The organism is Streptococcus sp. 1055 (assembly GCF_013276815.1).
Taxonomy (GTDB): Bacteria; Bacillota; Bacilli; order Lactobacillales; family Streptococcaceae; genus Streptococcus; species Streptococcus pseudopneumoniae.
In genome coordinates, this window is record NZ_VMLT01000011.1 from 1 (window position 1) to 24,935 (window position 24,935).

Below are 24,935 nucleotides of genomic sequence, written 5' to 3' on the forward strand. Positions count from 1 at the left end.
CGACAAAGCCGTCTGAGCATTCCTAGTCTGCGATTTAAACGCTTCAAGTCTAGCAACAGAATCCAGCCCAATCCGCTTGGCTTCCTGAGCAAGAGAGCTACTTGCGCCAGCTTGTTTCAAAGCTTCCTCAGCCTTGCGCCTTGATTCTCGTAAAGGTTCATCATGAAAGCTATTGAAACGCTGATTGATAGTGTCAGACACTTCTTGCTTGACTTCTTCCGCCCTAGCCTTGGCAAGTTCGATGGCATCCGTGATAGCTTTCTCACGCTTAGTAAATTCAGCGTCAAAAGCACGGTCAGCGTTGGCGATTTCCTTTTTCAAACGTTCTTCAAAAATCTGATGCAGATTTCGGCTTTCATTCAAAACGGCATCATTTACAATCCCACCGATCGCATTTGCAAGACTGGACTGGAAGGTCCCAAAACCTATTGATTTTAGGCGTTTTGCCATTGGCGAATAGGTATATTTGGTGATTTTCTTACGAACATCAAGACCGTACCACTCATGGTAGATACTGACCACATCGAACATCCGAACCGCTACATCGCTCTGGCCGACAACCGAGATTTCAAGACTATCTTCTAGCATGTCGCACATACTCGTCCGAAAATACTGCTTACCGTATTCAATCAAGCTAGCCTCATCTGTCACATCTTGGTCATTGACTTCCACCACATCTTCGTAGATTTGGCTATAGTTCCCAAGTAAGGGGCTGTCAATCACCACCATATAATCATGGTCAACCGCATTTTCTCCCTCGCCCTTAACAGTCGTTTTAAAGGTTATCCGAGTTTTTAAAGACTTCGTTGAGGTCTTGTGCTGGTAGCTGGACAAGTTTTTCTTGTACATAAAAAGCGATTCATTTTCTGAACCGCCATTCTTCAACAAACGTAAGTTGTAACCGTTTCGCACCATATCTCCGCCCCACTGACCAAGGATAGAGTGCTTGTCTTTGGCCAAGACCTCCATGGCATTCTTGTCCTTGATGTTGAGCGTATGCCTATCATCAATATCAGAGAAAAAAGAAAAAGGATTGGCTCTGGTAATACTACCAGCAAAAGCACTCAACACCCTTGTACCACTGACACGGTCAACCTCAATAGAGCTGACGATGTAGTTATTTAACAGGCTGATAACCTGATTGGCATAGACTTGAATATATCCTTGTTGCTTTTCAACCTCAAAAATATAAAAATCCTGCTCACCATGCAGATCATCTGCAGTCAGAAAGGTTTCCTCTTTCAGCAATTCCCACTTGGGATCCGATGTAGGAAAACGAAAGGTCAGTTGATAGGTATTGTTCCCAAAATGGACAATTTCATCATTGTAGGCCTCGTTTAAAGGCCTATTTCCCTCTGTAAGATAAATCATAAAATATACCTCCAATTCGGCCGAACTGTGACCTTACGAACCGCACCAGTAAAGACCAGACCGTTATTACCAACTGCCAACTCAAAGAAGCCTCCACGTTTACGTAAAGTATTTTGAACCGCGCCATCTGCATTATAGATATTCTGTTTCTTATGCCTACAATCAATGGTCACTTTTCGTCTAATGGTCAAGTGCATAGTTGTCCTTCCGATAGTCAAAGAAATATCTCCGTCTCCCTCAATCTCAATCACAGGCTCACTATAGACAGAGCCTGGATTGTTGACATTACCGCTTGCGGTAAAAATAAGAGGAGCAAGATTTTTCTGATAGCGGAACGGTTGCATACTCAGCTTAAGCTCTAGCTTCCAGGCATGCATCCCATGAGGGCTATAGGTTGCACCAATAAAATCCGCATAAAAGACAGAACCCAACTGGTAGCTAAACTCCAGCACATTGTCCTTAGGCTGAAATTTCTCCACGATAGTCGAAACATCCAGTAACTTAGGAATATAGAACGAAAAAGTCCGTTCATAACTCTCATAGCCACCATCCAGCACTCGATAACTTCCGTTTGCTCCGTAGAGGTTAGCATCTTCAACCACCCTAGGTTTAGCTGCCTCCACCTGACCAAAATCCGTCACCACGCAGTGAGGGATAGTTGATGTATTGAAACCATTGATAATCATGTAAAACATTACATTCCCTCCCTAGCGTAAATCGCACCTTGACGTTGGTAGACGCTCATTGAAATTTTATCAGCGTCCAGGTAAGTATCTGACGGCTTTTCAAGGATAGCGGTAAGGATCTTCTCCATACTTGCTCTCAGAATCGCTATCTCAGACACGACTTTATCGCTGTCTTTACTATTTGTATCTCCTTTTGTTTGCACCACTATTTTAGCTTGTGCTTCTTCCATCTCACGAAGGAATTTAGCATCACTCGGAATGCCAACTCCTGCAGCATATTTAGGAACCCCCATCTCACGCATCAAGCGTTTGGTCTTATCCGCCCGCAAAACTTTAGCCCCTTTAGGAAGAGGAAGAAGAACATCCCTCCCCTCAGGAATGAAGCTCCTACCATCTGGAAGAGTAACCAATTCCTTGTAGGTACTATTGCGTTGGTCATTGACCATAGCAAGACCACCAGGGTGATAGTTGGTACCGTGGGCATGCCGACTAGCAAAAACATTGGTAAAGAAATCACCAGTTACCCTAGTAATCCAAGTCCTAATGCCTGCAAGCACGCCAGACGCATTATCTTGAGCGTTGATTGTAACCGTTTTGTCTTGAATGCTATTAACGACGCTTTTGACCTCGCTGACAGTACTGGAAGTGCTATTTTTAGCAAGGATATCTACTGGATTATGTTGCTTAATCGCATTAATAGCCGCACTCGTCTCATTTCTAACGCCTGCAGTCTGATCTTTCGCAAGTAAATCAATTGGTTTTTCCTGTTTCGGAGAGTTCACACTCGCTTTTGCACTAGCAACTGCTTCACTAGTATTGTCAGTAGCATTTAATGACTTATTCTCTGGATTAGATAGATTCCAAGCCATGATTTTATCGATTGACAATTGCCCGTTGTTCAAAACATTTGTAGGATCTAGTTTCAAATCTTTTGTAAATGGAGTAGTTGCATTCCAAGTTGTTAGCGTGTCAGTCGAACGAGCAACAGCCTTTCTGAAATTCTCATCCGTAGCCAGCAACTCTTTCTGCTTAGGAGTCAAGGCATCATAGTTATAGAGCGCTTTGGAAGCTTCCTCAGCCTTATTCATCACATCTGTATTTTCCAAAAGCAGTTGCTTGACTTCAGCAGGCATACTGTTCCAGATTCTAAGATGGTTTTCACTATCAAAGATAGCTTGCAGTCCTGCTTGATTTTGGACAATCAACTGTTTTTCTTCCAGTGTCATGGTTGACCACTTACCAGACTCAACGAGAGCTTCAGCAATCGTTACCCGAGCATTTGAGTTGATATTCGCATTTTTAACAATAAATTGCAATTGCTCCCAACCCTCAGCAGATTTAGTCGCTTCCCCAATCACTTCTTTTACGTTTGATTTAATGACAAAATTGTTGTTTTCATCAATGTTTCCGACGAGCAAAGACCAAGCATCATTCGCTTCTCTCGTTTCCTTGCTCATATCACTAGTATACTTAGCAAGAATGCTATGGGAATCACCCATTTTTTGAGAAGCTTCTGCTGCCTTTTGACCGATTACTTCATAAGACAAACCATATTCTTCCAGAACCTTTTTAGCTTCTTCCCAGTAGTTCCAGCTTTGTCCAGTTCGAGCTTTTACCTTAGCGTCAAGGTTTTGCATAACCTGGTAATACTTAGTACCTAAGGCTTCCATGGTTTGCTGGTGGTTTGTTTCAAGTTCTTGAATTTTTTTATTGTAAGTTTCTTGATCGATACGTTTGGCATCTAAGAGTTGTTTCAATCCATCTTTTGAGGTTTTGTATAACTGATTTTCTTCATCCAGAGCCTTCTTCAAAACATCTCTTGTGTGCTTTAATTGCGTTTCATTTAAACTACCAATCTCTCCATTCAGAGCCTGAAGCGCAGCCTTTTGTTGTTCGCCAGATAATTCCATCATTTCGATTCTAGCTTTGATCATCTCTCTTTGGTTGTTTAAGACGATTTCTTTTTCTTCTTGAGAAAACTTGCTAGCGTCTCCATTATGACGTTTGTAGATTTCACTGACCTGATTAGCCATTGCATCGGTATTTGAAACAACTTGGTCATTTTTTACTTTCATTTTAGCGATTTCTTCATCGCTAAACCCCAACTTTTTAGCTAATTCTTCCATACGTTGATTAGCTTTTTCAGCACCTGCTGCTACCTCTTCATGAAGTTTTCGAAAAGCTTCAGAAACTTTTTCAGCATCGCCAGCGTGGGTTCCAAAGTTGGCTACTGCTGTACTGGTATCATCTACCTTACTTTGGAAATCTCTTAACTCTTTCCTTGCAGTATCACTCAACTGAGACCCAAATTCCTCCGCCTTAATGCGAGCCTCGTCTTTCTTATGTCCTAGATAGACCAATCCTCCAGCTAGTAAAGCAGCACCACCCACCAGCAAACCAATAGGATTTGTCAAAGCCCCAATGGCTCCAGACAAGAGACTAGAACTAGATGCAGCAGCGCCAGCTCCTTCCGCTAAAACAGTAGCTTCGCTTCCTACCTTAGCAAGACCGAGACCACCTTGTAAAAGTCCTTTTAATTTACCAGCACGCTCTGTCAATTTAGCAAGACCGAGACCGCCCTTTAATAGTCCTTCTAATTTACCGGCATGTTTTATCAAAATACTAAGAGCCGTCGCCCCATTGCCTAGAAAGTTCAAGAAAGGGTAGCCCAGAGCCAAAAAACCACCAATACCAACCGCCAAGCTCTGTACGGCTGGAGGAGCCTTACTTAGCCAGTCGATAAATTGGTTCACCTTATCAATCACAGGAGTTAGTAATGGTAATAATTTCTGACCAATGTTAATCTGTAAAACTTCTAAACTAGATTTAAAACGTTCCACACCATTTTTAGAAGACTTAGATAATTCATTTGCTAAATCCTTGGTATAAGTTGTCGCCCCCTTGGTTTCGTTAGCAAGATTACGCAACGCATCTCCACCTTGGTCAACCAAGATATTCATCGCTGTCTGAGCTTCTGTACCAAAGGCTGTAGCAATCAAGGCCGATTTCTGAGCATCTGTCATCCCTTCCGTATTCTTTTTGATACGATCCAAAATATCAGGTAGCTTAATCGCGCCGCTACGAAATTCTTCTGCAGAAAAACCAAGCTTCTCCATTGCATTTGCATTTTGCTCTGATGGTTTCAGTAGCCTTGTTAAAGCTCCACGCAGAGCCGTACCAGCCTTTTCACCAGCAATACCATTGTTGGACAAAAGACCAACAGCAGCGGCAGTCTCTTCCAAGTTCATACCAACGTTTTTAGCAACGGGACCAACATACTCCATTGCAGCCCCCATATCAGCAAAACCAGCAGCCGTTTTATTGGCGACAAAGGTTAAGCTATTGGTTACTCGCTCTGTATCCTGAGTAGATAGCCCAAATTGTTGCAAAATATTCGTAGTGGCGTTCATAACCGTATTGAAGTCCTCACCAGACGCCTTTGCAGCGTCTAGGATAGCAGGCATGGCTTCGATTGTCTGATTGGCATCAAAACCTTTCTTGATAATTTCTTGCATCCCTTCATTGATAGATGCAGTAGAAATCCCATACTGCTTCGCCCAATTTTTTGAACTTTCACCCAGCTTTTGTGTGGTACTGTTCAGTTCATCCGCTGTTGGAATAGTATCTGCTAACAGAGATTTAGTTGTATTCATCTGACTTTCAAAGTCAATAGCTTTCTTAGTAGAAAGCGTAAAACCAGCTAATAAAGCAGCAGACACAGGCTTCATTGCATCGCCCATAGCCCGCAATTTTTCTCCACCTTTTGCAAAATTTTCACTCAAGGTATCCATCTTACCAGACCAACTATTTTCACGCCCCACATCTTGCAAAGCTTTTTCAACACCGCGTAGCTGACCTTCCATTACTGCCAACTTAGCATTCTCACGCTGAATATCAGCAGCAGCCTTGTCAAATTTAGCTGTCCCCGGTTCAAGTTTATCAAAACTTTTCTTCATCTCATCCAAAACTTTACGTTGTGAATCAATGGCTTGTCCTAAAGTCTTGTATTTTGCTTGAAGTAAGCTAGCATTTTTTTCATTGCCTTTTAAAGTACTGTCCAAAGAACGGACATTATTTTGAAAGTACTTTACAGCGTTTTTTGCACCAGTTAGAGTAGGACTGAACTTTGACACGTCCAACCCTAGCTCGATATACATCTGACCTAACGGCGTACCGCTTGCCATCTTGTTCTCCTTCCTAACTCCTCAGAGCAAAGAAAAAAGCCCTTACGGACTTTTCATCATTCTTTATAAAAATCATCCATTGCCATGTTCATAAAAGCCCAGATAAACATACCAAGAAATAGATAAGCATAGAGTGGCAGGGAAGCAAAGATAAAGGGTGATAGCAAGAGCATACCAAAGATATCTACAAAATTTGTACAAATACAATACAAGCCAAAAGCAAGATAAAGGATAAAAATGGTAAACCAAAACCAATATCTTCTACATGCTTTTTCTTTTCGAGACATTTCTTCCACCTCCCTTACATATCTCTATTATATTCCTAAGCCTTTGATTTGTAAAGTCTTGACCTAGAGACTTTCTAAAAAATCTGCCAAGTCAAGCACTTCTTCTTGTTCACTCGTTTCCAGACTTCCCAAGACCCCCATCAAGTCCTCCCAACTCGTATCCATCACATCGCGAATGCTCATTCCATAAGGACCCTCTGTAACTTGCTTGACAAAACCATAAAAACGTTTGATCGCTTGCCCAGGTGCTAGCTCTTTTCCTTTGGGTCTACATCACCTACCAGATGAGCATAAATTGCTGTAAAAATAGAAATCACTTTCGCAAAATCTGTGTATTCTAGTAATTGTTCTACTGTCACATCATCAAACAAACTAGCAATAAATCCCAACTGCTTATCAAGCTTCTCTACCTCAGATAAATCACTTGTCAAGGATTCGTTCATGACCAAATAGTCACGATAATCACGAGTTGTGATTTCTTTGCTCTTTTTTAGGACATCTTCTCCCTTGTCATTTTTAATTGTAAATTGAACCTTAGCCATATACTTTCCTTTCTAAAAAAGTAAAAGAGAGCTTTCGCCCTCCTTCTACCCCGCAGCGGTTATGTTTAGTTGACCTTTCAATTTCTTCAACTTTTCAGCATCTGAACCATAAACAATAGCACCATAACGCCCCTTAGTTGCAACGTCTGAACTAGCTGTCGCAGTGAAATTCACACTAGTAGTAGCTAACTCATTCGCCTTATCCTTGAGCGTTTCAAAATCAATAGCATCCATAGAAAGCTGACCTTTATAAAAACCATAGTAAACAGGTTCCCCATCAGCAGTATTACTTTCAATGAGAATGGAAACATTCTTGGCAACTGTGTCTGCACCGAAGTAATAGATACCATCATCATCGCCATACCCCAAAGCATTCGTATATAAAGCTAATGGGACATCAAGCAAGCCCATATCTACCTTAACATCACCGACTCCTCGATTGGAGACGTGATAAGCCACATTACTACCATAAGTCTTTACAGGGTCACTAGATAATCCAGTTACTCTAGCGGTCTGTGTAGCCCCTTCATTATCTTTACCTTCTAGCGTGAAGAGGTTCTGTCCAACCGTTGGAGTCTGTCCATCATGCACACGAATGGTGACTGATTTAAGTCCGATAAGTGCAGTTCCTTTTACTGTCATTTCTTTTTCCTTCTTTCTAGTATTTCTCATATAGAGCGCTCATACCACGATAAGTCCGAACGTCTACATAGCGCTTAATATCAGGAATCCATTGTTCCAAACCACCTTCAGTCTGATAAAATCCCTGTTCTTCCATTATTTTTTCAATTCTTCCTTGGAGTTCTTTACACTCCACTCGATTAGTAGACTCTACATTGATTTGATAGAGAAAAGTCTTAGCCAAACTAGTATTACTACCGTGAGCCGTCTGCATTGGAGGCCCTACAGGGATAATGACAATACTGGTCTCGTCATCTCCCAAGCTCTCAGGACGCTCAAAAGACTTGATACTAATACCAGATAAAGACTCATCCTCTTCCAAAGCATCGTAGAGTTCAGTTAATTTGTCTTTAATCATTACAAAAACTCCTGTTTTAACTTCATGCCGACTTTAGACTTAAAGACCGGCTTACTCGCTTCAAAAAAGCGGCGCATGACTCCGAAACCACGAGGATGCCCATTCTTTGCATAGCCAAATTCATTTAAGTGAATAAGAGTCCAACGAGGACTTTTAAAACCTAATTTAACCATTGGAACTCCGCTGGATGTACCAGTCACATTCCCATGAACGACCGCACCAACCGTCTTCCCAGTGTCAGCGTACACCGCCATAGCCCGTTTGAAAGTTGGCTCAAACTCCTCAACCGTCTCCTTCAAGGCTCTGTTGACCTTTCTACGAACTACCGGCTCTCCTAGTCGAGCCTCAATATTCCTCAAAATATCATCAAATCCTTTTAGATTAGCTCCACTAGACATCACGACCACCTCCGATAAGGACAATCAAAAAATCCCGATTAGCAAAATCAGGACGGACATCAATGATTTGCCATTTCTTACCAACTAGACGGATATCCCCCACTTCGACAAAATGCCGATTTTCAGGCTGATAATCTGTCAGAGGGTCACGAATCTTCAAAGTCATCTTAGCTTTCATCGCTTTTCCAGTTGCAATCTCAACGTCTTTCATACTTGGAGAATAAGTTTGCCCCATCGTATAAAAAGCCTTCTCGTAACTCACATCACGACCATCAACCCCTTTTTTTATTTTAGAGGTATAGAAAGTCAGGGGAGTTCTCAGGTCTCCATTTTGAGACTCAGGCTTTTTGTAACGATAGCTTGGTCCCTCACTCCTCTTCATTTACACTCACTACTTCCTTAGAGCTACGACTTCTGGACGACTTTTCCAACTCGACATAGTCAGGTAAATGTTCCTTTAGCTCAGCAAATCGTTCTTCTGTCGCTTCAAACCTTTCTCCGACTTGCCTAAGGACTCCCTCCTTGAGGTCATAAAACTCTTTTAATACCTTAATCATCACTATCCTCCATTTCTATCTTATCTAACGATAATGCTAAAATATCCGCTTTGAAATTTTCGTAAAAAAATTCAACTTGGTCATTATAGACATAGCGAGCACGTTCTAAGATAAGTTCCCTTATTTGATGATCGTGTATATTCCCACTTCCTACCAAGCGGGTAATAACCATTTGAGAACTTTCTAACATCCGTGAGAGATTCGCATCTTCTCCGCTATGAAAAATTCTCATCCGCTCCTTAAAAGGATCAAGGAGGGAATGAAGTTTAGCTTCAATCTCCATCCTTAGTCACCTTTTATTTTCCAATATTCAGTGTCCACACAGCAGCAGTCTTTTCATCATGCGCTTTACCATAAGCAAATTGCTTAGCAGTGTAGAGATTCAAGTCTTCTAAAGCATAGGTTTCGGTAAATCGTCCAAATTCAATCCCCCCACCTACAAAGGCATCGTAGCGACCTTTGACAAATGTAGTCACCTTACCAGACGCTTGAGCAACCGACTCAACCAAGATGAGGTTATAAGGCATAGCTGTTACATATACACCCTGAGCATTGAGAGACGTATATTGCTTCTTCACATCCCAGGCATCTACAGGGTTCACTACCATAACCAAATTACCTTCTACTGCAACAGGAGTGGTATTGTCAGCTTTTGTAGAATGGTATTTATAAACCTCCGTCAACTCTTTTACCACGGTAGCAGAGTCTGCGAAAGTCAATGGTTTTTTCTGAGCTTGTTTCTCAGCATAAGTTACTTTTTCACTTTCTGCAGTCCCTGTAAGAGTACGAGACAACCCGATAGGCTTGTTGTCCCCATCACCATTTAAATAACCAGCTTCAAGAGCAGCTGCAAAGGCCTCTGTAATTTGAATGGATACGTAAGACTGTAGCCAAGCAGGACCAAACTTTTCAGAGTCTTTAGGGATTACAACAAAAGCAGTCAATTTAGACTGAATCGCTTCTTCTTCAGCAAATTCTTGTTTCAATTGTCCTTGAATTTCAGCATTGATTTTACCCCAAACCGCTTGACCTGTACGACTAGACTTGAGGAATTTCAAACGAATACCAGCATTACGCAAGCCGATGTGTTGAAGAAGTGGACGGGCTGCCACCATATCCTCAAAAATACGGTCAATTGTTTCCTGAGGGAACAATTTCTCAATTCCTTTGGGAGGAAGTTTCTCAATGTTGTTGAAAAATTCGCGAGCTTCAGCAGTCAACTGTGCATCGTATGGATTCATAGTTGCGATTTCTTTACGAGCAGCTTCTCGAGCATCATCTTGCAACTTATCTGTCAATGCCTCAATCATCTCGTTATAGAGCTTATTTTGCTCCTCCATAGGAGCACCAGTTTCTACTGCATTCATAAAGTTCTGACGAGCAGTTGTAAATTCATTACCAAGTTTCATCATTGTTTTTTATTTCCTTTCTTAAAATGGGAAACGACCCAACCCCACAGGTTCAGCCGTCTTGTCTTCTTTTTTCTTATCTTCTGGGATAGGTAAACTGTTATTCAACCTATCACGAACCAAGTCCGCCAATAACTCCACATCTGGGGTCATCGCAGATCGGATTTTTTCGATAAAATCACGAGGAATCACAGGTGTCTGACTAGCTACCAAGACAGGAGCTTCCTGACTTTCAAACATGACCTTATCTGCGAAGCCATGATTAACAGCAGAACGAGCATCAAACCACGTTTCACCCTCCATTAGATCCAGTAAATCATCTAATGCCTTACCAGTCTTATCAATATAGGCATATGCGATGGACTTATTAAACCCTTCTAACACACCAGCCTCATGCAAGAGCGCCTTATGGTCACCACGTACACCAGCAGATACATTATGGATCATGATTTGCGCTGTAGGACTAATTTCCACCTGATCACCAGCCATAGCGATAACACTCGCAGCACTAGCAGCAATCCCCACGATTTTCACCGTCACATGCCCCTGATAAGCACGCAATGCTGTATAGATTTCACTACCAGCATACACATCACCACCACCAGAATTGATGTGCACCTCCACATCTTCTCCCGTCGTCGGCAATACAATATCCTTAGGAGCAGTTGCATCCATGTCTAGCCAATCATAAAACCAGCGGTCATCATTGGATACAATCGCTCCCTTAATCTGAATGATTGTCATCCTCATTTCCTCCTTTCTCTATTTCGTTTTCACCCTGATAGTTCTTAGTGATAAGGAAAGAATCCCCACCAGGAACAGCCTCAAGACCAAGTTCCAATCTCACCTCATTTCGAGTCATAGCCCCAGATGAGATGAGTTTATCTATGTTCTCAGCCAGAGCAAACTTATCCAGTCCCCCCTCACCAAAAATCACAAATTTTTTCTGATTAGCGTATCCAGCCGAACTCACCATAGCATGGTTTAGAGCGTCACCCACTTTTTTAACCAGCGATTCATAACAATAACTGTTAAACATCTTCTGGCTATTAGACAAATCAGCCATATCTCCATGCATCAAAGCCGTCGGCAAACCTAATATATCCGCAACCTCGTCATCAAATTGACGTCTCAGTTTCTTCAACTCTTCAACTGATAGATTTGTAGTTCCTACCGTATTGGTCAACTCCGAATACTCCACACCATCCATTGTCGGTACAATGGCAACCGTCTTAGACGTAAAGGACTTAAAAAGATTGTCCGCATATCTCTGCAGTTTCTTTCTCTTATCCTCATCAAAAGTTCCATTCGCTTTTGTAGCCAGAACCCCACGGATCTGATTATTTCTAGCTAAGGCTTCCACCAGACGAGTATGTAGTTTTTCATAATCAGAAAACAAGTCAGATACATATTCTTGCAAGCGATTGTTATTATACTGAAGAAAGATGACATCACTCATAGCAAACTTCCTCTGAAATGTATAATCCCCGACAGACACCATCTCAAAGGTGTCATCATACAGAGCATAACGCCTACGAGTAAAAGCATCAGCTACCAGTAACTGCTTATCATCAGACAAAACAATGAGTACTTCGTTTTTCGTCAATAAGCGATAAATGACCTTCTGCCAGAACTCCGAGGCCGACTCATTCTTATTGGGACGCACATTTAAAATATAATCCCAGTCTGACGTCACATGATGATTCTCCACCATATACCGAAATTCCGACTTAGCAAAGATACGAGCCACAAACTCCGCCGACTTATCAATCGCTAAACTCTTTAACTGCAAACACCCCAACATTCGTTCCAACTCTTCAAAATCAAAACCAACATCAGGCGCATCACGCTTAAATAAATTTAAGAACCCCATGCTTCCCCTCCTTCCTATCCAATTACCAACCTACCACCCAAAATTTATTCTTAGATTAAAACTCCCAATCCTCTAACATATCGAGGAATTCCCCAACGTTCGACTCATGTACAAGCTCACGTTTGTATAGAGCAGCAATCAAGGCATGGAAACCATCCGTCTTTCTTCTGACGGGCTCTTTCTTCAAGAAACGCTTATTGCCATCCTTGTCCTCTTTGACGTAGGTATTATCCGTATACCAAATCATAGAATTATCATTCTCAAAGATAAATCGTTCATTAGCAAATCCGTCTTCAATGATTGGCGCAACCTTGGATTGAATCGCCCCAGGATTTCTCAAGAACTCATATTCAAAACCAGCCTCTTCCAAAAGAGGTTTTAACAAGTCCATTCTGAAACCATCTGCACATACAAGCTCAATCTGATAAAACTTACTCCATTCATTCAATTTTTCGACCAATAAACGAGGGTCAATACTAGGGCCGTCCACAATTGTAAATAAGCCTCTATCTGCCCATTCCTGAATAGGAGCTTTAAGTTTAAAAGCTTTCAAAAATGCTTTACGAGCAAATGAATGTTGTTTCCAGATAAACTCATCTCCGTTCTTAAACAACAAACCAACACTCGCAAAATCTCGAATGCTAGCATAGTCAAATCCTGCGACACAGGACTTACCCAACAAGTCAATACCAGGCGAACGTAAACAAGCAAGTAATCTTTCACGAGTCGTCACATCTTTCTCAAGGTCTGCTTCAGGAATATTCATCCGTTTAGTCATGAACTCCTGACGACCAGACGGCTCCAGCTCAAGGTCATCATAGTCAGCCTTAGTTCTAGCAAGCAACCTCTTAGCGTAAGGCGTGCTTTCATCCAACATCGGATTTGCTTTCGGCCAATTCTTCATGTCATCCACCTCATCCGCACTATCAAGCTTGCAGATAAAAGGGAAGAGTCTGAAATCATCAACCTCTCCATTCAAGATTTGCATAGACTTCTCTATCAGCTTGTCATAGAACCCCTCGCGCACATACCCATTCGTACCGTTGTAGAAAGTCCTGACATGAGCAATCTTACCAAGACCAGACCTTTGAACCTTCACAGCCTTATCATTTTCAAATTGGTGAATCTCATCAAACTCAAGACAACCATCACGAGCAGAGTCCATAGTCTTCGGATTATTCGTCCGAAAAGAAAAGACCGAGTTGTTCGCTCGACCTGTGATAGACATTTTAGTCAGATAGAAATGGTCCTCAAGACCACGCCTTTGGATAGTCTCATAAACTTCCTCAAACGAAACCTTACCCTGTTTCTCAGAGTTAGCAGTGATAGTCACATCGTAATCTCTGATAGGGTAGATAGGGCTGATAAAAAACGATGACCTTGCTGACATAAAACCATTCTTACCACCCCCACGAGCAAGTGTGTATAGATACTCGTCAAAGTGTGGTTCCTCGTCTACCTTCCGAAAAAGAAAAATGAACGGTGTCAAGAAAAGTTGATACTTAGCCAGAGGGAAAAAATTCTTTTCCGCAAACCGAATGAACTTATCAATCAAGTCATTATCAAAATACAAATCATCACGAGGATAGATTTTCTCCTTGATGATTTTAAACAGCAACTTCCTTTCCTTGTTGACAACAACTTCTCCATTCTCGGCCATTTTGATGTAGTCATCAACCAGCGGATGAGAAATCATAACAGATCACTTCCAGACGTAGCTTTCTCGACAGGAGAATTTTCAACATCAAAATCAAACGACCGCTCAATAGCCAAAAGCTGATTACTGGTTGTGTTGATTTCCTTGATGAGAGAATTCGCTTTTTGGAATCTTTGTTGTCCATTGTGAACAGTGATGACCAGTCCGTCTTCATGAAGTTTAGCTTTCAGCTCATAAAGCAGCCGGACAAGATAAAGATAGCGATTGACTTTTTCATACTGAATCGCATCCTTTTTTCTAGGACTGAAATAGCCAATTTTAGAAAGTAGCTGATTTTCTAATTCTTTTATATTTTTTTCCGAGTATTCTTCCATTACCCCCCACCCCCTTTAATTTTTTGTTAAAAATTTGGACAGTCGAGTGCAGACCGCTTACTGGCTCCTTTGAAATTTCCTGATTTTTTTGACCGGGGGGTGTTTAAGATTCGTTCACCTAACCCCACCATTCATCTTTTCGGAAATTTCTGTCATTCTTATCAAAACGATCATGCCTTTTATTATGACATGCTTTGCACAATGTTCGTAGGTTATCGATATCAAGCGCGAACTCTGGATAGAACTCTAGCTCCTTGATATGGTCAACTTCTAAATTAGTAGTCGTGACCTTGCCTTCATCCCTGCACCATACACATTCGTAATGATCTCGTTTAAGTGCTTGCCTTCTTATCGTTCTCCACTCGCTGGAATTGTAAAACTGGTTTCGTTCTTCTCGAGTTGAAACTTCAATCATTGTTTAATATTCTTTGTCCATTACATCTTTCGTCAATAATTATCTTAAAGATACTTATTTTAAATTGCTGTTACTCTATATTTTCTAGCGTTCAATTAGACATATCTTATATTCTGTCTAATTCAAACAGTCGCCAAAAAGCCTAACACAATAAGGATATACAGTAATCCACTAAATGAATTAGCGTTTGACTCGTTATGTCTAATTGGTTAACTACAATCCAAAATTTGACATCGCTTTGTCCTGTTGATCTTGACGAATACCTATATATCTTAAGGTAATAGCTGGTGATGAATGATTAAACAAACTCATCAACATTGCTATATCTTTTGTCTTTTTATAATAATGATATCCAAATGTCTTCCTCATTGAATGAGTTCCTATATTTTCAATACCACACTCAGATGCAGCAACTTTTAAAATCCAATCCACAGTCCTACGATCAAGTGGTTTATTTTTTCCGACTCTACTTTGAAATAAAAAATGATGATGAGGTTTATTTTGTATATACTCTCTAACCTCACGTTTGAGAGTTTTAGTCATTTTAATCTTTTTCTTCTTCCCAGTCTTTTGTTCTTTCAGTTTGATATACCAACCTTGAACATCCTTTACTCGAATTTTTAAAATGTCACCAACTCGCAAACCTGAATTGATACCAAAAAGAAATAAAATATAATTACGCTCATTCCATTCTCTCAGATAATCTTTCATAGCCTGTATATCATCTTTATCCCTGATTGGTTCTACAATATTCAAAACAAGTATCACCACCTTTCAAATAATCAAAAAAAGCCACTGGTCGTGGCATTGAATATGACAGTAGCTGGAATTGAACCAGCTGGTCTAGCAGTAAAACGCACGCTTGGTAAAAGTTTCAAGGAGACCCAAACAACCTGCTAACCTGTCCTTACTGTCTAAGAGGCCGAAACCTCTGTATTTTTAGGAGTCCTCATGACTGTTCGTTACCCAATCATTGGATAATACTATTTTAGCACCTTTTTTCGTTCCAATTCTCCCAAGATTTTCCCAGATTTTTCCCAAGATTTTCCCAGAAATCACTTGTAAACCAAAAGGTTGCTTGCTTGATAGGACTCCGCGAACTCTAGTAGAGCTTTGTTTAATATCCGATAATACTCACTAGATGAGTAGCCTAGTTCTGAGTAGATGCTGTAGTCTTCCCTCCTTTTCTTCCTGCAATATCGTTCGATTAGGATACGTGTATATTCCATATCGGAAAGATTGTTGATTGCTTTAGCGATTAGTTCTAAATCCTGCTGAGCTGATACTCTACGCAAGACCATGCTTTCTACCTGCTTACTTGTCTGACCACTTGATGATTTTGGTTCAAGCGAGTAGGATATTGTTATTTTGGGGGCGTATTCTTCTCCAGCAATCCGTCTCAGACGACTGTATTTTTTTAGGACTTTGATAGCTTCCTTTCTGGTTTTCTTTTCATCGATGATATCCAATAACTCTATTTGCACACGAACTCCTCCTCATGATATAATAGTTATGCAAAACCATACCATGAGGAGTCAGCTGTGCTGGCTTTTTTCATGCCCTACTCCCGAGAATAATATCAGCAGGAAAAGCAAAGTAAGTACAGATATCTTCTACATTATAAATATTCGGTACACTTTCCTCCTTCTCCCATTTAGCAATCAGGTAGCGACTATAGCCTAGTTTAGCTGCTAACTTTTCTTGTGACAACTTCCTTTCCTTACGTTTTTGCTTTAGCAAGAAAGCAAACCTACTTGCTTGTCTTGGATTTAATTTATCCTTCATCATCCACCTCAATCTTTATGACTGCCCTACCATTCGGATGGCGTTTTTGTGTAGATGCAAAAGTGTAATACTTCAACATCCTCTCGGCAATTCCTGTTTCTTTGCTGATTTCAGCAAGAGTGCCCATGGTAATGAAGGTGTCGCCATCATACAAAGCGTATTCACTCATGCTCCATCTCCTCAATCAGCCAATCAAGGTTCTTTCTGGCTTTCTTCAGGTCTTCCAGACCGTTTGCGCCTTGGTAGTGGCTTGGTTTGTTTATGTTGTCTGTCATGTTAAGTCCTCCTCATAAAAATCATATCATTCAAATTCCTCCAAGCGAGATTGTTACTTTGATTTCTAAACTCTCGCTTTTTGTAAGGAATCTGATGTTTATTCAAGCAGTAATATACCTGATTGTAATGTAGTCCTAATTTTTGTGCGATATCTTTTACAGCTATACCTTGATTGGCTAGCGAAACTACATCTTTGTGAAATATAGTCAAGTCTAAAATTTTTCGTTTCCCTAATTTTCGGATGCGGTCTCGAATGGCTTTCTCACTACGTCCTAAGATACGAGCCAAGGTCTTGTACGAAAAGCGTTGGTAGTATTTCAGGATATAGCTATCATCTGCGTCTGACCATTTGGGCTTAAATTGCAAGTTAGGATTGTATTTCTGGAGTTTGGCTAATTTTGACCGAACTGCGTTGTAACTTCTATCCAAAAACTTGCAAGCCTGTGTTAAATCATGCTCTTCTCTGGACAAGACGTACCACTCCAGATAATCAACCTCATCTTCTGTCCATCTACGTCCTGCCATAATGTTTATACGCTCCATGTAAATAATAAGTGCCATCTTTACGCTTGTTTACGTAATACGTATATTGCCCATCTGGACTAGCGTAGGAAATCTGCTTCTCTCCTGCCCAGATACCATTGTCACGCATCATATGGCAATTCTCCATAATCCATTCTACGTCAGGCATCTAGTAACTCCTTGTTTTCGTAGATGTTGCCAACGACTCTATAAGAGTAACTTTCATCGCTAAGAATTTCATGAAAGGGCGCAATATCATCTACACTTATTGCTTCTATCATAAAGACAGCTTGCTCATTATCCCAAGTCAATTTTGCATTCCCAAGGACTTCTCCTTCATCTTGAATTTCAAGAATATCCCCCTCAAAGATTTCCTTGCCGTTCTTATCCTTGAGTCCTGTTGATTGCATGATACATTCATAATCATCAAAATGTAACCAATCTTTTTTCTCTTCAATCCAAATGATAGGACAAGTCCAGTTTTCGTCATCTGTATCACAATTGCCTACCATGACTTTGTAATTCATTTCTTTTCGCAGTCTATCCCACGCTCTAAATTTTGGTATCATAACATCACCTCATCTCCAACTTTCACTTTCTCATACACGTCCTTCGTAACCACGAACACCCCGTAATCACGAATGGTAAGCGTATATAGCTTGCCGTGTCGTCCTTTCTCGACGACTTTACCGAAAATCTCAGCGCCTGCGTTATCCGCCTTGTAGATAACCATCGGCTTTTTCTTTTCTAGTTCTGCAATCCTGTCCATCTGCCAGATGTTTAGTCCAGCAGATAGCAGAATCCAGATTGCTATGAATCGTTTCAATCTATGACCTCCTCCTTCAATTTAAGCTCAATCTCTAAGTAAAAGCTTTGATCAGGTATCTCCAGTATCGCTGTAGTGGTTTTACCATCAGAACCCACGATAACTTCTCCGATTGCCAAAACTAAGTCTCGAATTGTGCTATTTAGCGTAAGGCTCATCACTCCACCTCCTCATTATATTTTTCTACCAATTCATGCAACCACGACCAACGTTCGGTTTCTTCAACGATTGGGTCAACTTCCCTTTCTTGCAACCAAGCTGAGAAATTAACCACATTATCAATGTAGATTGTGTCGTAATCGCCCCAATCCCAAACAGTTAAATAAATTTCTGTTTCAGTTCCATTTTCATCTTCAACCGTTATTGAACCATTTTCAACCCACGCTGTACCAAAACACAATTCGCAAGTGCCAGTCTGTTCTTCTTGAAAATCTGAATGGTATTCTGTCACTTTATATTTCATCTTCCAACTCCTCCACTTTTTTCCTCAATTCTTTATTCTTTTTCTTCAACAAATCGCGCTCCAGCGCTCTAATCCGTCTCTTGCGTGCATCGCACGGTTTCGAATACTCGATTATCTTCTCTTCATTTTGCTCAATTGTGCGTTTCAGTCCTTCGATTACTACCTGTTTATCGTAATTCATCGTCTAAAAATCTTTCAATAGCTTCTCTATAGGAGACTTCCACCATACCGTCTAAGTCGTTCAGGGCTTCAATATAGTCTGGACGCCCTTGCCCATACTGCTTTTTCAAAAACTCAACAAAGAGATGAATTTCCTGATAGGTTACTCCAATCATATTTCTTACCTCCCACTAAAACGGAAAATCATCTTCCTCAAGGGCGTATCCTGGCATTTGTTCCTCAATATTCGAACGGTTAGCAGTATCATCACGCTTTTCAAGTCGCTCAAAACCATCTGCGACCACCTCAGTCAGATAGACCCTGCGCCCCTCCTGATTCTCGTAGTTCCTTGTCTGGATGCGACCCGTCACACCGACCAGATTACCCTTCTTGCACCATTCTGCGAATAGCTCCGCCTGCTTGCGCCACATCATACAGTTGATAAAGTCTGCCTCTCGCTCGCCGTTGGCTCCCTTGAAATTCCGATTGACCGCCAGAGTAAAGGTAGCAACCGCCACATTCGACGGCGTATATTTTAATTCAGGGTCTTTCGTCAAGCGCCCTACCAATGTAACATTATTAATCATCTTTCTTTTCCTTTCCTGTCGCACATTCCACAACTGAGTAACCGATAAAAAAGCACAGAAAAGTTATTCCAAATTCTTTAATAAATTCAATCATTTTCTTCTCCTCCTGAAAAAGTTGCTAAATAGTAACAATCCTTCGTACCATAGTCAAACCGTGTCGTCCGCTGACCAATGTGCTTCTGAAACCTTGGCTGAGTGATAGCCGAGAAAGCCCACTGATGATCTTCCATTTGCTCAATGAGATCATCGACATTGTCAAACGTCCCAAGGTAAAACTTGCAGTGCCCGTTATAGACGAAGTAAAGATTTAACATCAATACCTCCTAAAATTTCATAAAAGCCATCCAGTGAGTTGTCCCACGTTGCTGACCGAAAAGTGGTTGATGCGGAACCAATTCCAAAATTTCTTTAACATTTACTTGAGCATCAGACCACTTGAAAATAAGTGTTCCTCCTGTTTTCAAAACCCTAAAACATTCTTCAAAACCTTGTTGTAAATCTAATCTCCAAGTCAACAAGTCTAGTTGTCCATATTGCGCACGCATGAATGATTTCTGACCAGCCCATAGCAGGTGTGGTGGATCAAATACAACAAGGTTGAATGTTTCATCATCAAATGGCATATCTCGAAAATCTGCAACAATGTCTGGCTTAACATTGATTTTCTTTTTGTGAATCTCAAATTCCTCTTCACGTCTATCCATGTATGTTGTGTGTGGTTGCTTTTTATTAAACCAAAACATTCGAGAGCCACAACACGCATCTAGTATTCTAATATCTTTCATCACTCCACCTCAACGGGATAAAAATTCCCAAAGGAACCCCTCAAAGCCTTTCCAACCTGTACGGCTACCCCACGAGAAACAAACCGCATGGCTTTCTTCTCCTCAGAATATGAAATGTCCAAGCCGGTCACTCCGATAACCACGGATCTCAGAAAGGGCTTATCCTCTCTTGTTCCATGTCTTAAAATAAACATCAGCTACCTCCATTCTAAAAATAGTGCTTCCGCTTGTTTGTCAAGTCATTGAAAACCATCAAATGGTCTTTATCTACACCCTTCATCAGTCTGGACATAAAGGGTCTGCCATATCTTTTCTGAATATCAGCAGAAGTCAAATTGGTGGTAATGATTGTATTTGAACGCTTATTCAGGATATTGTAGAGGATAGTAAACGACCACTCACTATCCTTTTCCATGCCCAAATCATCCAAAACCAAGAACTTAGCACTGGCAATTTTATTGACCAGAAACTCTTCCTGACTAAAATCAGCTTTAATCTTCATCAACAAGTCCGTCACATTGATAAAAATCGCAATCTCTTTCGTGTACTCAGATAGAGCCTTAACCATCGCAAAGGCCAAATGGCTCTTACCAGTTCCAGCTTCTCCTTGTAACACGATGTTGTTCCTAGCCCCCTCAGACCACTCACGACAAATCCTCTTTGCAAAAGCTAGCTTTTCCGCTTCTTTTTCAGTGGGTGTCTCAAAGTTGTCCAAAGTCGCATTTTTCAAAACCTCATCATAAAGAGAAAACTTCTCAAGATAGTATTTCCTCTCTCGCTCATTCTCAGCGTCGGCCAGTTCATTCACTCTTGCTTGATTCTCCTCATGGATCCGCTCAGATTCACACATGCGGCATACAACACTCTCAGTCCGCAATATCTTTATCAAAGGAATGTTATGCTTTTCGCAAAACTCATCTTGTTGTTCTGTATTCCTGTGATAAGATAAGGCAATCTCCTCAAACACATTGTCTACCATGACAGACGACCTCCACATTCATGCCAGCTAGCCATTTCAGACAAGCATGCAACCACTTGATGAATTGGTTGGTCTGCTAAAAGAGTTTTCTTCTCGTAGCTTAACGGATAATAGTCAATCTCGAATTGTTCAATTAGTTCTAGTATCCCCATTCGTCCTTGGCCTCCTGTTCTTCTTTCTTATCCTTATTCTTTTTCTCTGATTGACGAACCTGTTCAACAGTGGTAACATTGTTCATCTGCCAATTTCTTAAAATCCCACCAATATATTTGATGTTCGGCTTTCCTGAGTTAATAGCAGTCTTCAATGCTTCTTTCACCAAATCCACATCATTCTCATTTAGGAGATGGTTGATTTCTTCAATTTCAAATCCAGATAAGAGCCTACGAAATTCAGATTGAAAAAGTTCTAAGATATTTTCTTGACCACCACTACTAGTAGTAGTAGTTATTCTTTTCTTATTCTTATCTTTATCTAATCTATTCTTATTCTTATCTTTATCTTCTTCTAGTGCGTTACCGTCCGTTACTGTAACGTTACCTGTAACGTTACCAAGAGCAAGATTTTTCTGTTTTTTACGGTATTTGGCTACACGGTTGCGTGTCTGTTCCTTTATTTTCTCCATTCCGTCAACGTTTTGATGTTTTTCCCAATTTGGCAAGCTAATAATACCATCGATAATCTCAATCATCCCAAACTGTTCAAAAACTCCAATAGCCATTCTTACTGTATTCAATGGTCTACGAAAAATAGTAGCTAACATTTCATCTGTATAGTGAACCTTATCAGTCATCATCAACAAACCATTACTGTTATGTTTTCCAGCAAGTGTCAAAATCTTGAACCATATCACTAAGATGGCATCAGGATCAGGCAAGGCATCAATCAGGCAAATCTTTTCATCGTCAAAAATATCGGTTGTGATTTTTATCCACTTAATTTCAGACATACCTAGCACCCCACTTCCTACGGTTAGCGCGATACTTCATTCGCATATCCTCATAGATGTACCTGCCTTCCAGCTCCATTTTTTCAATCTTTAGCAGCTTATTTTTAAGCTCCACATCACGATAGTCCTTAGCTAGTTTTTTATAGTCTGTTAGGTATTCTTTGACTAGTAATAGATTTTTATAATCGTTTTCCCATGTCGTAATAAAATGTCTTGAAGTTGATTCCCTTCCTTCCAGTTCTTTAACAATCATAATCAGGTTATCCAGCGATTCAATCAATTCTTCCATTTCCTGACCTCATCATTACAAAAGTCTGATTGCAGACTGTTTCGGCTCTGGCAAGGCTAGAGGCTCAGGGCGCAATCCTACAGGCGGTTCGTTGTCGTAGGTGAAACCCTTGAACTCTCTACGGATATTCTTGCGGATTTCTTGCCATTTATCCTCTCTACCACGTTCATAAGCTTGGTTATAGCCTTGGGTAATCATAGACGCAAATTCTTGCTCTTCTCGTCTTTCTTTTTCCTTACGCTCCTCTTGCAATTTGATATGACGGCAAAGCCCTGCAAATCCAATCAGCAAAGCTCCAACACCCATAAGCTGGTCTAAAATCGGTGGTTCAAACATTTTTTAATCTCCTTATGCTCTTAATTTTCGTACTTCTTTTTCTAATTCCAAAATTTCATAAACATCATTGACATCGTACATAATATCTTTCCCTTGCTTACGAAATCTTAACCCTTTACGTTCTAATTTCTTAATATAGGCATGAGTAAAGCCAAACTTCTTCATCAAAGCCTGTTGATTGATTGGCATGCGATCATTCTCTAATTGCTCCTTGACCTGCTTTTCAGCAAAAGCCAATAATTGATTTGTGAACAATTCAGCACTTTCGCCGTCTAATCGTAATTGTAACGTTATACCTTCCATTTTCTACATCCTCTCAACTATGCGGGCAAGCATTTTTGTGATATAATGGTTTAAATTGTTTTAGTATGCGCCTGATTGCCGTCAGGTGCTTTTTTGCGTTGTTGTCAAACTGTTTTACTTTCCAGCGCTCTGAGTTCTATCTCATGGCTGACTTGTCTAAATAGCTTCTCACACGCTATTTTAGCTTCTCTGTACGTTGTAGATTCACTGATGAAGTAATCAGCAAGTTCGATGATTTTATCTTCCATTCAACCTCCTACATCAGCCTCAAGACTGATGTAATATCCTCCTAAATTGCTATAATACTCTTGACTAAGACCTCTCCCGTTTTAGTCAAAACTTCAGCAGAAAGGAGGTTCAAAAAATGAGTAAGCTTAGCCATAAGCCAAACCACGTTGTTAAGAAACTAACCTGGGAAAATCTCGATAATATTCTATTATCTTATTTTTCAGAGTCGACTACTGATAAACCTAGCGCAGTAATTCAGTTATCTGATTTTGAAATGTCTAAAGCTGAAATTATCGAAGAAGCAACTGCTCAAGGTTATCAAGTTATCGATAATTCTGATGGTTACTTAAAGTTTCTATAACGAATTTTAAAGATGATATATTTGTACGATTTACATCAATATCTCTTTTTAACTTAGCGATCTGTCTATCAGATTGCTTTTTTCTTTTCCCACTATACGGATATCGTCTTGGTCTCATTTTCTTTCCCTCCCTACGCTTGACTAAATGCGTTCAGTTCCATGATTTTCATCTTGGTATTGGTGCTTGGTTCCCACGTCATCCAGTAAGCTAGAGCGGCATCCGCATGCTTCTTGGGTAGCAAGTCATAGCGACTAATGTTGAAGTGGTCTTTAAAGTCAATCTCAGCTTGTCTAAATACCGACTGAGCAAAAATCTTATCCGCATAAGCTGGGCTATCAATGCCACCCAGGCAAGCCACAACCCTAGCCTTACGCTTCTTCAGGAGCGACTGAGCATAGCTTGGATGAATCGGTTGCTCACTCTTGAGGTAGTCAATATCCTCCAGCATGGTCGTCTGTTGCTCACGCAATTTCTTCTGGCCAGTGAAGAGAGCGATAAAAGCATCCTCGTCCAAATCCTCGCGAATAAATCCGCCCTGCTTACGAATAGCTGGCAAGACCTCTGATGTCACCCAGCGCTTGAACTCCTTAGCTTGAGGCAACTTGCTGGATAAGATAAGAGAGTAGAGACCAGATTCGTTGATGATAATAGTATTTTGTGTTCGTCCTAGATTATCGGTGAGTCCGTATTTCACGGAGTCATCTTCATCAACGTGCCGAGAAATTGCGTCCAGAGGTTTAGCATATCCTAAGATATCCGCTACATCCTTCCCGACAAACCAAGGCTCGTCATCAATTGTCAAAGTACGGACTTCCTGCCCGTGAAAATTAAAAATTTCGTTCATAAAGTTCCTTTCTAAATTTGATATAAAGTAAATAAAACTCGCCACAACTATTTAAGTAAAGTATTTTGAAACGACTGTTTGACAGATACTATATGAGGCGCTTCACGATTAGTTATGTAATCAACCTGAATGAGTGTCTCTGGCACTTCATCTGTCTTTGTTTCCCAAATTATCTTGATACCTTGAAGACCAATATCTTCTGCTTGAAAATCAATCCCGTTCAAAATAACTCGTGGAATACTAGAGTCGCTATCTATCTTAATTTCTAAATTTTGAATTGGTAGTAAATTTTTTGATAGGCTGCTCATATCTCTTTCCTTCCTATTGTTCTCCCCATTTTGCTATAATTAAAGCAGATCCTTAAGAAATTCTTCAAGTTCCTTACGCTGAGTCATCAGTGTTTTAAGACTACTACTTAATTTTTTTCTATCGATGTAACTATTTTTAAAT

At 40.6% G+C, this 24,935-nt stretch carries 42 protein-coding genes; 1 reads left to right on the forward strand and 41 read right to left on the reverse strand.

The features are described from left to right. The 39 genes from HT699_RS01025 to HT699_RS01215 all read right to left on the reverse strand — a co-directional run. Positions 1–1,371: phage tail spike protein (locus HT699_RS01025; protein WP_172934035.1), on the reverse strand; the 1,371-nt coding region annotated here is incomplete at its 3' end. Continuing rightward, positions 1,368–2,066, reverse strand: a complete 699-nt coding sequence (locus tag HT699_RS01030; RefSeq protein WP_079252851.1) for a phage tail protein — start codon at positions 2,064–2,066, stop codon at positions 1,368–1,370. The genes HT699_RS01025 and HT699_RS01030, both read right to left, overlap by 4 nt. After that, complete coding sequence (locus HT699_RS01035; protein WP_172934036.1) at positions 2,066–6,241, reverse strand: phage tail tape measure protein; 4,176 nt, start codon at positions 6,239–6,241, stop codon at positions 2,066–2,068. The genes HT699_RS01030 and HT699_RS01035 overlap by 1 nt, the downstream gene beginning before the upstream one ends. A gap of 56 nt (positions 6,242–6,297) precedes the next feature. After that, complete coding sequence (locus HT699_RS01040) at positions 6,298–6,528, reverse strand: hypothetical protein (protein ID WP_000087358.1); 231 nt, start codon at positions 6,526–6,528, stop codon at positions 6,298–6,300. Between the two features lie 248 nt (positions 6,529–6,776). After that, positions 6,777–7,070 (reverse strand): hypothetical protein, encoded by a 294-nt coding sequence (locus tag HT699_RS01045; protein WP_001151571.1) that lies wholly within the window; start codon positions 7,068–7,070, stop codon positions 6,777–6,779. A gap of 45 nt (positions 7,071–7,115) precedes the next feature. Beyond that, a complete protein-coding gene (locus HT699_RS01050; protein ID WP_050261612.1) occupies positions 7,116–7,712 on the reverse strand; it encodes a major tail protein in 597 nt (198 codons plus the stop codon). A gap of 16 nt (positions 7,713–7,728) precedes the next feature. After that, on the reverse strand, positions 7,729–8,109 hold the full coding sequence (locus HT699_RS01055) for a hypothetical protein (RefSeq protein ID WP_000588568.1): 381 nt from the start codon (positions 8,107–8,109) through the stop codon (positions 7,729–7,731). Further along, positions 8,109–8,507 (reverse strand): hypothetical protein, encoded by a 399-nt coding sequence (locus HT699_RS01060; protein WP_023937056.1) that lies wholly within the window; start codon positions 8,505–8,507, stop codon positions 8,109–8,111. Before HT699_RS01060 ends, HT699_RS01055 begins: the two co-directional genes overlap by 1 nt. Further along, complete coding sequence (locus tag HT699_RS01065) at positions 8,500–8,889, reverse strand: hypothetical protein (protein ID WP_000830391.1); 390 nt, start codon at positions 8,887–8,889, stop codon at positions 8,500–8,502. Before HT699_RS01065 ends, HT699_RS01060 begins: the two co-directional genes overlap by 8 nt. Beyond that, the gene (locus HT699_RS01070; RefSeq protein WP_000598693.1) at positions 8,876–9,064 is read right to left on the reverse strand and encodes a hypothetical protein; all 189 of its coding nucleotides are present in this window, start codon (positions 9,062–9,064) and stop codon (positions 8,876–8,878) included. Before HT699_RS01070 ends, HT699_RS01065 begins: the two co-directional genes overlap by 14 nt. Next, the gene (locus tag HT699_RS01075) at positions 9,057–9,347 is read right to left on the reverse strand and encodes a hypothetical protein (RefSeq protein WP_000401888.1); all 291 of its coding nucleotides are present in this window, start codon (positions 9,345–9,347) and stop codon (positions 9,057–9,059) included. The genes HT699_RS01070 and HT699_RS01075 overlap by 8 nt, the downstream gene beginning before the upstream one ends. Before the next feature lie 13 nt (positions 9,348–9,360). Further along, entirely contained in the window at positions 9,361–10,476 is a 1,116-nt protein-coding gene (locus HT699_RS01080) for a phage major capsid protein (RefSeq protein WP_000976936.1), read from the reverse strand. A gap of 18 nt (positions 10,477–10,494) precedes the next feature. Next, on the reverse strand, positions 10,495–11,217 hold the full coding sequence (locus HT699_RS01085; RefSeq protein ID WP_000152604.1) for a head maturation protease, ClpP-related: 723 nt from the start codon (positions 11,215–11,217) through the stop codon (positions 10,495–10,497). Further along, complete coding sequence (locus HT699_RS01090) at positions 11,198–12,346, reverse strand: phage portal protein (protein WP_000506468.1); 1,149 nt, start codon at positions 12,344–12,346, stop codon at positions 11,198–11,200. Before HT699_RS01090 ends, HT699_RS01085 begins: the two co-directional genes overlap by 20 nt. 55 nt (positions 12,347–12,401) lie before the next feature. Next, on the reverse strand, positions 12,402–14,042 hold the full coding sequence (locus tag HT699_RS01095; protein WP_172930377.1) for a terminase TerL endonuclease subunit: 1,641 nt from the start codon (positions 14,040–14,042) through the stop codon (positions 12,402–12,404). Further along, positions 14,039–14,377, reverse strand: coding sequence for a hypothetical protein (locus HT699_RS01100; RefSeq protein ID WP_000393459.1), 339 nt, complete (start codon positions 14,375–14,377; stop codon positions 14,039–14,041). The genes HT699_RS01095 and HT699_RS01100 overlap by 4 nt, the downstream gene beginning before the upstream one ends. Positions 14,378–14,495: 118 nt before the next feature. Continuing rightward, positions 14,496–14,792, reverse strand: a complete 297-nt coding sequence (locus HT699_RS01105) for an HNH endonuclease (RefSeq protein ID WP_000573817.1) — start codon at positions 14,790–14,792, stop codon at positions 14,496–14,498. A 213-nt stretch (positions 14,793–15,005) separates the two neighbouring features. Further along, positions 15,006–15,548: a site-specific integrase gene (locus tag HT699_RS01110; protein ID WP_001028145.1), complete on the reverse strand. Its 543-nt coding sequence runs from the start codon at positions 15,546–15,548 to the stop codon at positions 15,006–15,008. Between the two features lie 299 nt (positions 15,549–15,847). Beyond that, the gene (locus HT699_RS01115) at positions 15,848–16,276 is read right to left on the reverse strand and encodes an ArpU family phage packaging/lysis transcriptional regulator (protein WP_023940104.1); all 429 of its coding nucleotides are present in this window, start codon (positions 16,274–16,276) and stop codon (positions 15,848–15,850) included. Between the two features lie 70 nt (positions 16,277–16,346). After that, positions 16,347–16,577 carry a helix-turn-helix transcriptional regulator gene (locus tag HT699_RS01120; protein WP_000653363.1) on the reverse strand — a complete coding sequence of 77 codons (231 nt, stop codon included), beginning with the start codon at positions 16,575–16,577 and terminating at the stop codon, positions 16,347–16,349. Next, complete coding sequence (locus HT699_RS01125) at positions 16,567–16,746, reverse strand: hypothetical protein (protein ID WP_050207556.1); 180 nt, start codon at positions 16,744–16,746, stop codon at positions 16,567–16,569. The genes HT699_RS01120 and HT699_RS01125 overlap by 11 nt, the downstream gene beginning before the upstream one ends. A 107-nt stretch (positions 16,747–16,853) precedes the next feature. Then, complete coding sequence (locus HT699_RS01130) at positions 16,854–17,414, reverse strand: Lrp/AsnC family transcriptional regulator (protein ID WP_031233722.1); 561 nt, start codon at positions 17,412–17,414, stop codon at positions 16,854–16,856. Next, the gene (locus HT699_RS01135) at positions 17,365–17,544 is read right to left on the reverse strand and encodes a hypothetical protein (protein WP_001113499.1); all 180 of its coding nucleotides are present in this window, start codon (positions 17,542–17,544) and stop codon (positions 17,365–17,367) included. Before HT699_RS01135 ends, HT699_RS01130 begins: the two co-directional genes overlap by 50 nt. After that, complete coding sequence (locus HT699_RS01140; protein WP_119919604.1) at positions 17,537–17,944, reverse strand: YopX family protein; 408 nt, start codon at positions 17,942–17,944, stop codon at positions 17,537–17,539. The genes HT699_RS01135 and HT699_RS01140 overlap by 8 nt, the downstream gene beginning before the upstream one ends. Next, positions 17,941–18,201, reverse strand: a complete 261-nt coding sequence (locus tag HT699_RS01145) for a DUF1372 family protein (RefSeq protein WP_023940096.1) — start codon at positions 18,199–18,201, stop codon at positions 17,941–17,943. Before HT699_RS01145 ends, HT699_RS01140 begins: the two co-directional genes overlap by 4 nt. Before the next feature lie 157 nt (positions 18,202–18,358). Then, positions 18,359–18,664, reverse strand: coding sequence for a hypothetical protein (locus HT699_RS01150; RefSeq protein ID WP_023934263.1), 306 nt, complete (start codon positions 18,662–18,664; stop codon positions 18,359–18,361). Then, a complete protein-coding gene (locus HT699_RS01155; RefSeq protein ID WP_001105094.1) occupies positions 18,654–18,845 on the reverse strand; it encodes a hypothetical protein in 192 nt (63 codons plus the stop codon). The genes HT699_RS01150 and HT699_RS01155 overlap by 11 nt, the downstream gene beginning before the upstream one ends. Then, on the reverse strand, positions 18,832–18,999 hold the full coding sequence (locus tag HT699_RS01160; protein WP_000580654.1) for a hypothetical protein: 168 nt from the start codon (positions 18,997–18,999) through the stop codon (positions 18,832–18,834). Before HT699_RS01160 ends, HT699_RS01155 begins: the two co-directional genes overlap by 14 nt. A 15-nt stretch (positions 19,000–19,014) precedes the next feature. Continuing rightward, a complete protein-coding gene (gene ssb, locus HT699_RS01165; protein WP_000609557.1) occupies positions 19,015–19,410 on the reverse strand; it encodes a single-stranded DNA-binding protein in 396 nt (131 codons plus the stop codon). 86 nt (positions 19,411–19,496) lie between these two features. Continuing rightward, positions 19,497–19,724 carry a hypothetical protein gene (locus HT699_RS01170; protein ID WP_100127875.1) on the reverse strand — a complete coding sequence of 76 codons (228 nt, stop codon included), beginning with the start codon at positions 19,722–19,724 and terminating at the stop codon, positions 19,497–19,499. 9 nt (positions 19,725–19,733) lie between these two features. Beyond that, positions 19,734–20,195 (reverse strand): class I SAM-dependent methyltransferase, encoded by a 462-nt coding sequence (locus HT699_RS01175; protein WP_119919602.1) that lies wholly within the window; start codon positions 20,193–20,195, stop codon positions 19,734–19,736. Next, positions 20,195–20,389, reverse strand: a complete 195-nt coding sequence (locus HT699_RS01180; protein WP_023937071.1) for a hypothetical protein — start codon at positions 20,387–20,389, stop codon at positions 20,195–20,197. The genes HT699_RS01175 and HT699_RS01180 overlap by 1 nt, the downstream gene beginning before the upstream one ends. Positions 20,390–20,403: 14 nt before the next feature. Beyond that, the gene (locus tag HT699_RS01185) at positions 20,404–21,174 is read right to left on the reverse strand and encodes an ATP-binding protein (protein WP_000228207.1); all 771 of its coding nucleotides are present in this window, start codon (positions 21,172–21,174) and stop codon (positions 20,404–20,406) included. After that, positions 21,168–21,326 carry a hypothetical protein gene (locus HT699_RS01190; RefSeq protein ID WP_000511763.1) on the reverse strand — a complete coding sequence of 53 codons (159 nt, stop codon included), beginning with the start codon at positions 21,324–21,326 and terminating at the stop codon, positions 21,168–21,170. Before HT699_RS01190 ends, HT699_RS01185 begins: the two co-directional genes overlap by 7 nt. Continuing rightward, positions 21,314–22,123 (reverse strand): phage replisome organizer N-terminal domain-containing protein, encoded by an 810-nt coding sequence (locus HT699_RS01195; RefSeq protein WP_001289773.1) that lies wholly within the window; start codon positions 22,121–22,123, stop codon positions 21,314–21,316. Before HT699_RS01195 ends, HT699_RS01190 begins: the two co-directional genes overlap by 13 nt. Beyond that, complete coding sequence (locus HT699_RS01200; RefSeq protein ID WP_000391808.1) at positions 22,116–22,412, reverse strand: hypothetical protein; 297 nt, start codon at positions 22,410–22,412, stop codon at positions 22,116–22,118. The genes HT699_RS01195 and HT699_RS01200 overlap by 8 nt, the downstream gene beginning before the upstream one ends. A gap of 15 nt (positions 22,413–22,427) precedes the next feature. Then, the gene (locus HT699_RS01205; protein WP_054388388.1) at positions 22,428–22,748 is read right to left on the reverse strand and encodes a hypothetical protein; all 321 of its coding nucleotides are present in this window, start codon (positions 22,746–22,748) and stop codon (positions 22,428–22,430) included. Positions 22,749–22,760: 12 nt separating this feature from the next. Further along, positions 22,761–23,051, reverse strand: coding sequence for a hypothetical protein (locus tag HT699_RS01210; protein ID WP_023937079.1), 291 nt, complete (start codon positions 23,049–23,051; stop codon positions 22,761–22,763). Positions 23,052–23,155: 104 nt separating this feature from the next. Further along, positions 23,156–23,299 (reverse strand): hypothetical protein, encoded by a 144-nt coding sequence (locus HT699_RS01215; RefSeq protein WP_000389586.1) that lies wholly within the window; start codon positions 23,297–23,299, stop codon positions 23,156–23,158. A gap of 116 nt (positions 23,300–23,415) precedes the next feature. Between HT699_RS01215 and HT699_RS01220 the strand changes: the two genes are divergently transcribed. Beyond that, the gene (locus HT699_RS01220; RefSeq protein ID WP_000040990.1) at positions 23,416–23,640 is read left to right on the forward strand and encodes a hypothetical protein; all 225 of its coding nucleotides are present in this window, start codon (positions 23,416–23,418) and stop codon (positions 23,638–23,640) included. Between the two features lie 131 nt (positions 23,641–23,771). On the opposite strand, the gene HT699_RS01225 is transcribed toward HT699_RS01220, so the two are convergent. After that, positions 23,772–24,485: an ORF6C domain-containing protein gene (locus tag HT699_RS01225; RefSeq protein WP_050261593.1), complete on the reverse strand. Its 714-nt coding sequence runs from the start codon at positions 24,483–24,485 to the stop codon at positions 23,772–23,774. A gap of 47 nt (positions 24,486–24,532) precedes the next feature. Then, positions 24,533–24,793 carry a hypothetical protein gene (locus tag HT699_RS01230; protein ID WP_000097023.1) on the reverse strand — a complete coding sequence of 87 codons (261 nt, stop codon included), beginning with the start codon at positions 24,791–24,793 and terminating at the stop codon, positions 24,533–24,535. Between the last annotated feature and the right edge of the window lie 142 nt (positions 24,794–24,935).

Excerpts from the sequence above, each read along its gene's own strand:
- HT699_RS01180 (WP_023937071.1), bottom strand. The coding sequence starts at position 20,389 with ATGTTTATTTTAAGACATGGAACAAGAGAGGATAAGCCCTTTCTGAGA.
- HT699_RS01130 (WP_031233722.1), bottom strand. The coding sequence starts at position 17,414 with ATGGCACTTATTATTTACATGGAGCGTATAAACATTATGGCAGGACGT.
- HT699_RS01070 (WP_000598693.1), bottom strand. The coding sequence starts at position 9,064 with ATGATTAAGGTATTAAAAGAGTTTTATGACCTCAAGGAGGGAGTCCTT.
- HT699_RS01170 (WP_100127875.1), bottom strand. The coding sequence starts at position 19,724 with ATGTTAAATCTTTACTTCGTCTATAACGGGCACTGCAAGTTTTACCTT.
- HT699_RS01085 (WP_000152604.1), bottom strand. The coding sequence starts at position 11,217 with ATGACAATCATTCAGATTAAGGGAGCGATTGTATCCAATGATGACCGC.
- HT699_RS01030 (WP_079252851.1), bottom strand. The coding sequence starts at position 2,066 with ATGTTTTACATGATTATCAATGGTTTCAATACATCAACTATCCCTCAC.
- HT699_RS01035 (WP_172934036.1), bottom strand. The coding sequence starts at position 6,241 with ATGGCAAGCGGTACGCCGTTAGGTCAGATGTATATCGAGCTAGGGTTG.
- HT699_RS01055 (WP_000588568.1), bottom strand. The coding sequence starts at position 8,109 with ATGATTAAAGACAAATTAACTGAACTCTACGATGCTTTGGAAGAGGAT.
- HT699_RS01155 (WP_001105094.1), bottom strand. The coding sequence starts at position 18,845 with ATGAATTACGATAAACAGGTAGTAATCGAAGGACTGAAACGCACAATT.
- HT699_RS01050 (WP_050261612.1), bottom strand. The coding sequence starts at position 7,712 with ATGACAGTAAAAGGAACTGCACTTATCGGACTTAAATCAGTCACCATT.
- HT699_RS01230 (WP_000097023.1), bottom strand. The coding sequence starts at position 24,793 with ATGAGCAGCCTATCAAAAAATTTACTACCAATTCAAAATTTAGAAATT.
- HT699_RS01185 (WP_000228207.1), bottom strand. The coding sequence starts at position 21,174 with ATGGTAGACAATGTGTTTGAGGAGATTGCCTTATCTTATCACAGGAAT.
- HT699_RS01045 (WP_001151571.1), bottom strand. The coding sequence starts at position 7,070 with ATGGCTAAGGTTCAATTTACAATTAAAAATGACAAGGGAGAAGATGTC.
- HT699_RS01195 (WP_001289773.1), bottom strand. The coding sequence starts at position 22,123 with ATGTCTGAAATTAAGTGGATAAAAATCACAACCGATATTTTTGACGAT.
- HT699_RS01090 (WP_000506468.1), bottom strand. The coding sequence starts at position 12,346 with ATGGGGTTCTTAAATTTATTTAAGCGTGATGCGCCTGATGTTGGTTTT.
- HT699_RS01225 (WP_050261593.1), bottom strand. The coding sequence starts at position 24,485 with ATGAACGAAATTTTTAATTTTCACGGGCAGGAAGTCCGTACTTTGACA.
- HT699_RS01040 (WP_000087358.1), bottom strand. The coding sequence starts at position 6,528 with ATGTCTCGAAAAGAAAAAGCATGTAGAAGATATTGGTTTTGGTTTACC.
- HT699_RS01080 (WP_000976936.1), bottom strand. The coding sequence starts at position 10,476 with ATGATGAAACTTGGTAATGAATTTACAACTGCTCGTCAGAACTTTATG.
- HT699_RS01060 (WP_023937056.1), bottom strand. The coding sequence starts at position 8,507 with ATGTCTAGTGGAGCTAATCTAAAAGGATTTGATGATATTTTGAGGAAT.
- HT699_RS01190 (WP_000511763.1), bottom strand. The coding sequence starts at position 21,326 with ATGGGGATACTAGAACTAATTGAACAATTCGAGATTGACTATTATCCG.
- HT699_RS01160 (WP_000580654.1), bottom strand. The coding sequence starts at position 18,999 with ATGATTGGAGTAACCTATCAGGAAATTCATCTCTTTGTTGAGTTTTTG.
- HT699_RS01210 (WP_023937079.1), bottom strand. The coding sequence starts at position 23,051 with ATGGAAGGTATAACGTTACAATTACGATTAGACGGCGAAAGTGCTGAA.
- HT699_RS01150 (WP_023934263.1), bottom strand. The coding sequence starts at position 18,664 with ATGAAATATAAAGTGACAGAATACCATTCAGATTTTCAAGAAGAACAG.
- HT699_RS01140 (WP_119919604.1), bottom strand. The coding sequence starts at position 17,944 with ATGATACCAAAATTTAGAGCGTGGGATAGACTGCGAAAAGAAATGAAT.
- HT699_RS01220 (WP_000040990.1), top strand. The coding sequence starts at position 23,416 with ATGAGTAAGCTTAGCCATAAGCCAAACCACGTTGTTAAGAAACTAACC.
- HT699_RS01100 (WP_000393459.1), bottom strand. The coding sequence starts at position 14,377 with ATGGAAGAATACTCGGAAAAAAATATAAAAGAATTAGAAAATCAGCTA.
- HT699_RS01135 (WP_001113499.1), bottom strand. The coding sequence starts at position 17,544 with ATGCCTGACGTAGAATGGATTATGGAGAATTGCCATATGATGCGTGAC.
- HT699_RS01105 (WP_000573817.1), bottom strand. The coding sequence starts at position 14,792 with ATGATTGAAGTTTCAACTCGAGAAGAACGAAACCAGTTTTACAATTCC.
- HT699_RS01175 (WP_119919602.1), bottom strand. The coding sequence starts at position 20,195 with ATGAAAGATATTAGAATACTAGATGCGTGTTGTGGCTCTCGAATGTTT.
- HT699_RS01200 (WP_000391808.1), bottom strand. The coding sequence starts at position 22,412 with ATGGAAGAATTGATTGAATCGCTGGATAACCTGATTATGATTGTTAAA.
- HT699_RS01120 (WP_000653363.1), bottom strand. The coding sequence starts at position 16,577 with ATGAAGGATAAATTAAATCCAAGACAAGCAAGTAGGTTTGCTTTCTTG.
- HT699_RS01095 (WP_172930377.1), bottom strand. The coding sequence starts at position 14,042 with ATGATTTCTCATCCGCTGGTTGATGACTACATCAAAATGGCCGAGAAT.
- HT699_RS01065 (WP_000830391.1), bottom strand. The coding sequence starts at position 8,889 with ATGAAGAGGAGTGAGGGACCAAGCTATCGTTACAAAAAGCCTGAGTCT.
- HT699_RS01205 (WP_054388388.1), bottom strand. The coding sequence starts at position 22,748 with ATGTTTGAACCACCGATTTTAGACCAGCTTATGGGTGTTGGAGCTTTG.
- HT699_RS01125 (WP_050207556.1), bottom strand. The coding sequence starts at position 16,746 with ATGAGTGAATACGCTTTGTATGATGGCGACACCTTCATTACCATGGGC.
- HT699_RS01215 (WP_000389586.1), bottom strand. The coding sequence starts at position 23,299 with ATGGAAGATAAAATCATCGAACTTGCTGATTACTTCATCAGTGAATCT.
- HT699_RS01075 (WP_000401888.1), bottom strand. The coding sequence starts at position 9,347 with ATGGAGATTGAAGCTAAACTTCATTCCCTCCTTGATCCTTTTAAGGAG.
- ssb (WP_000609557.1), bottom strand. The coding sequence starts at position 19,410 with ATGATTAATAATGTTACATTGGTAGGGCGCTTGACGAAAGACCCTGAA.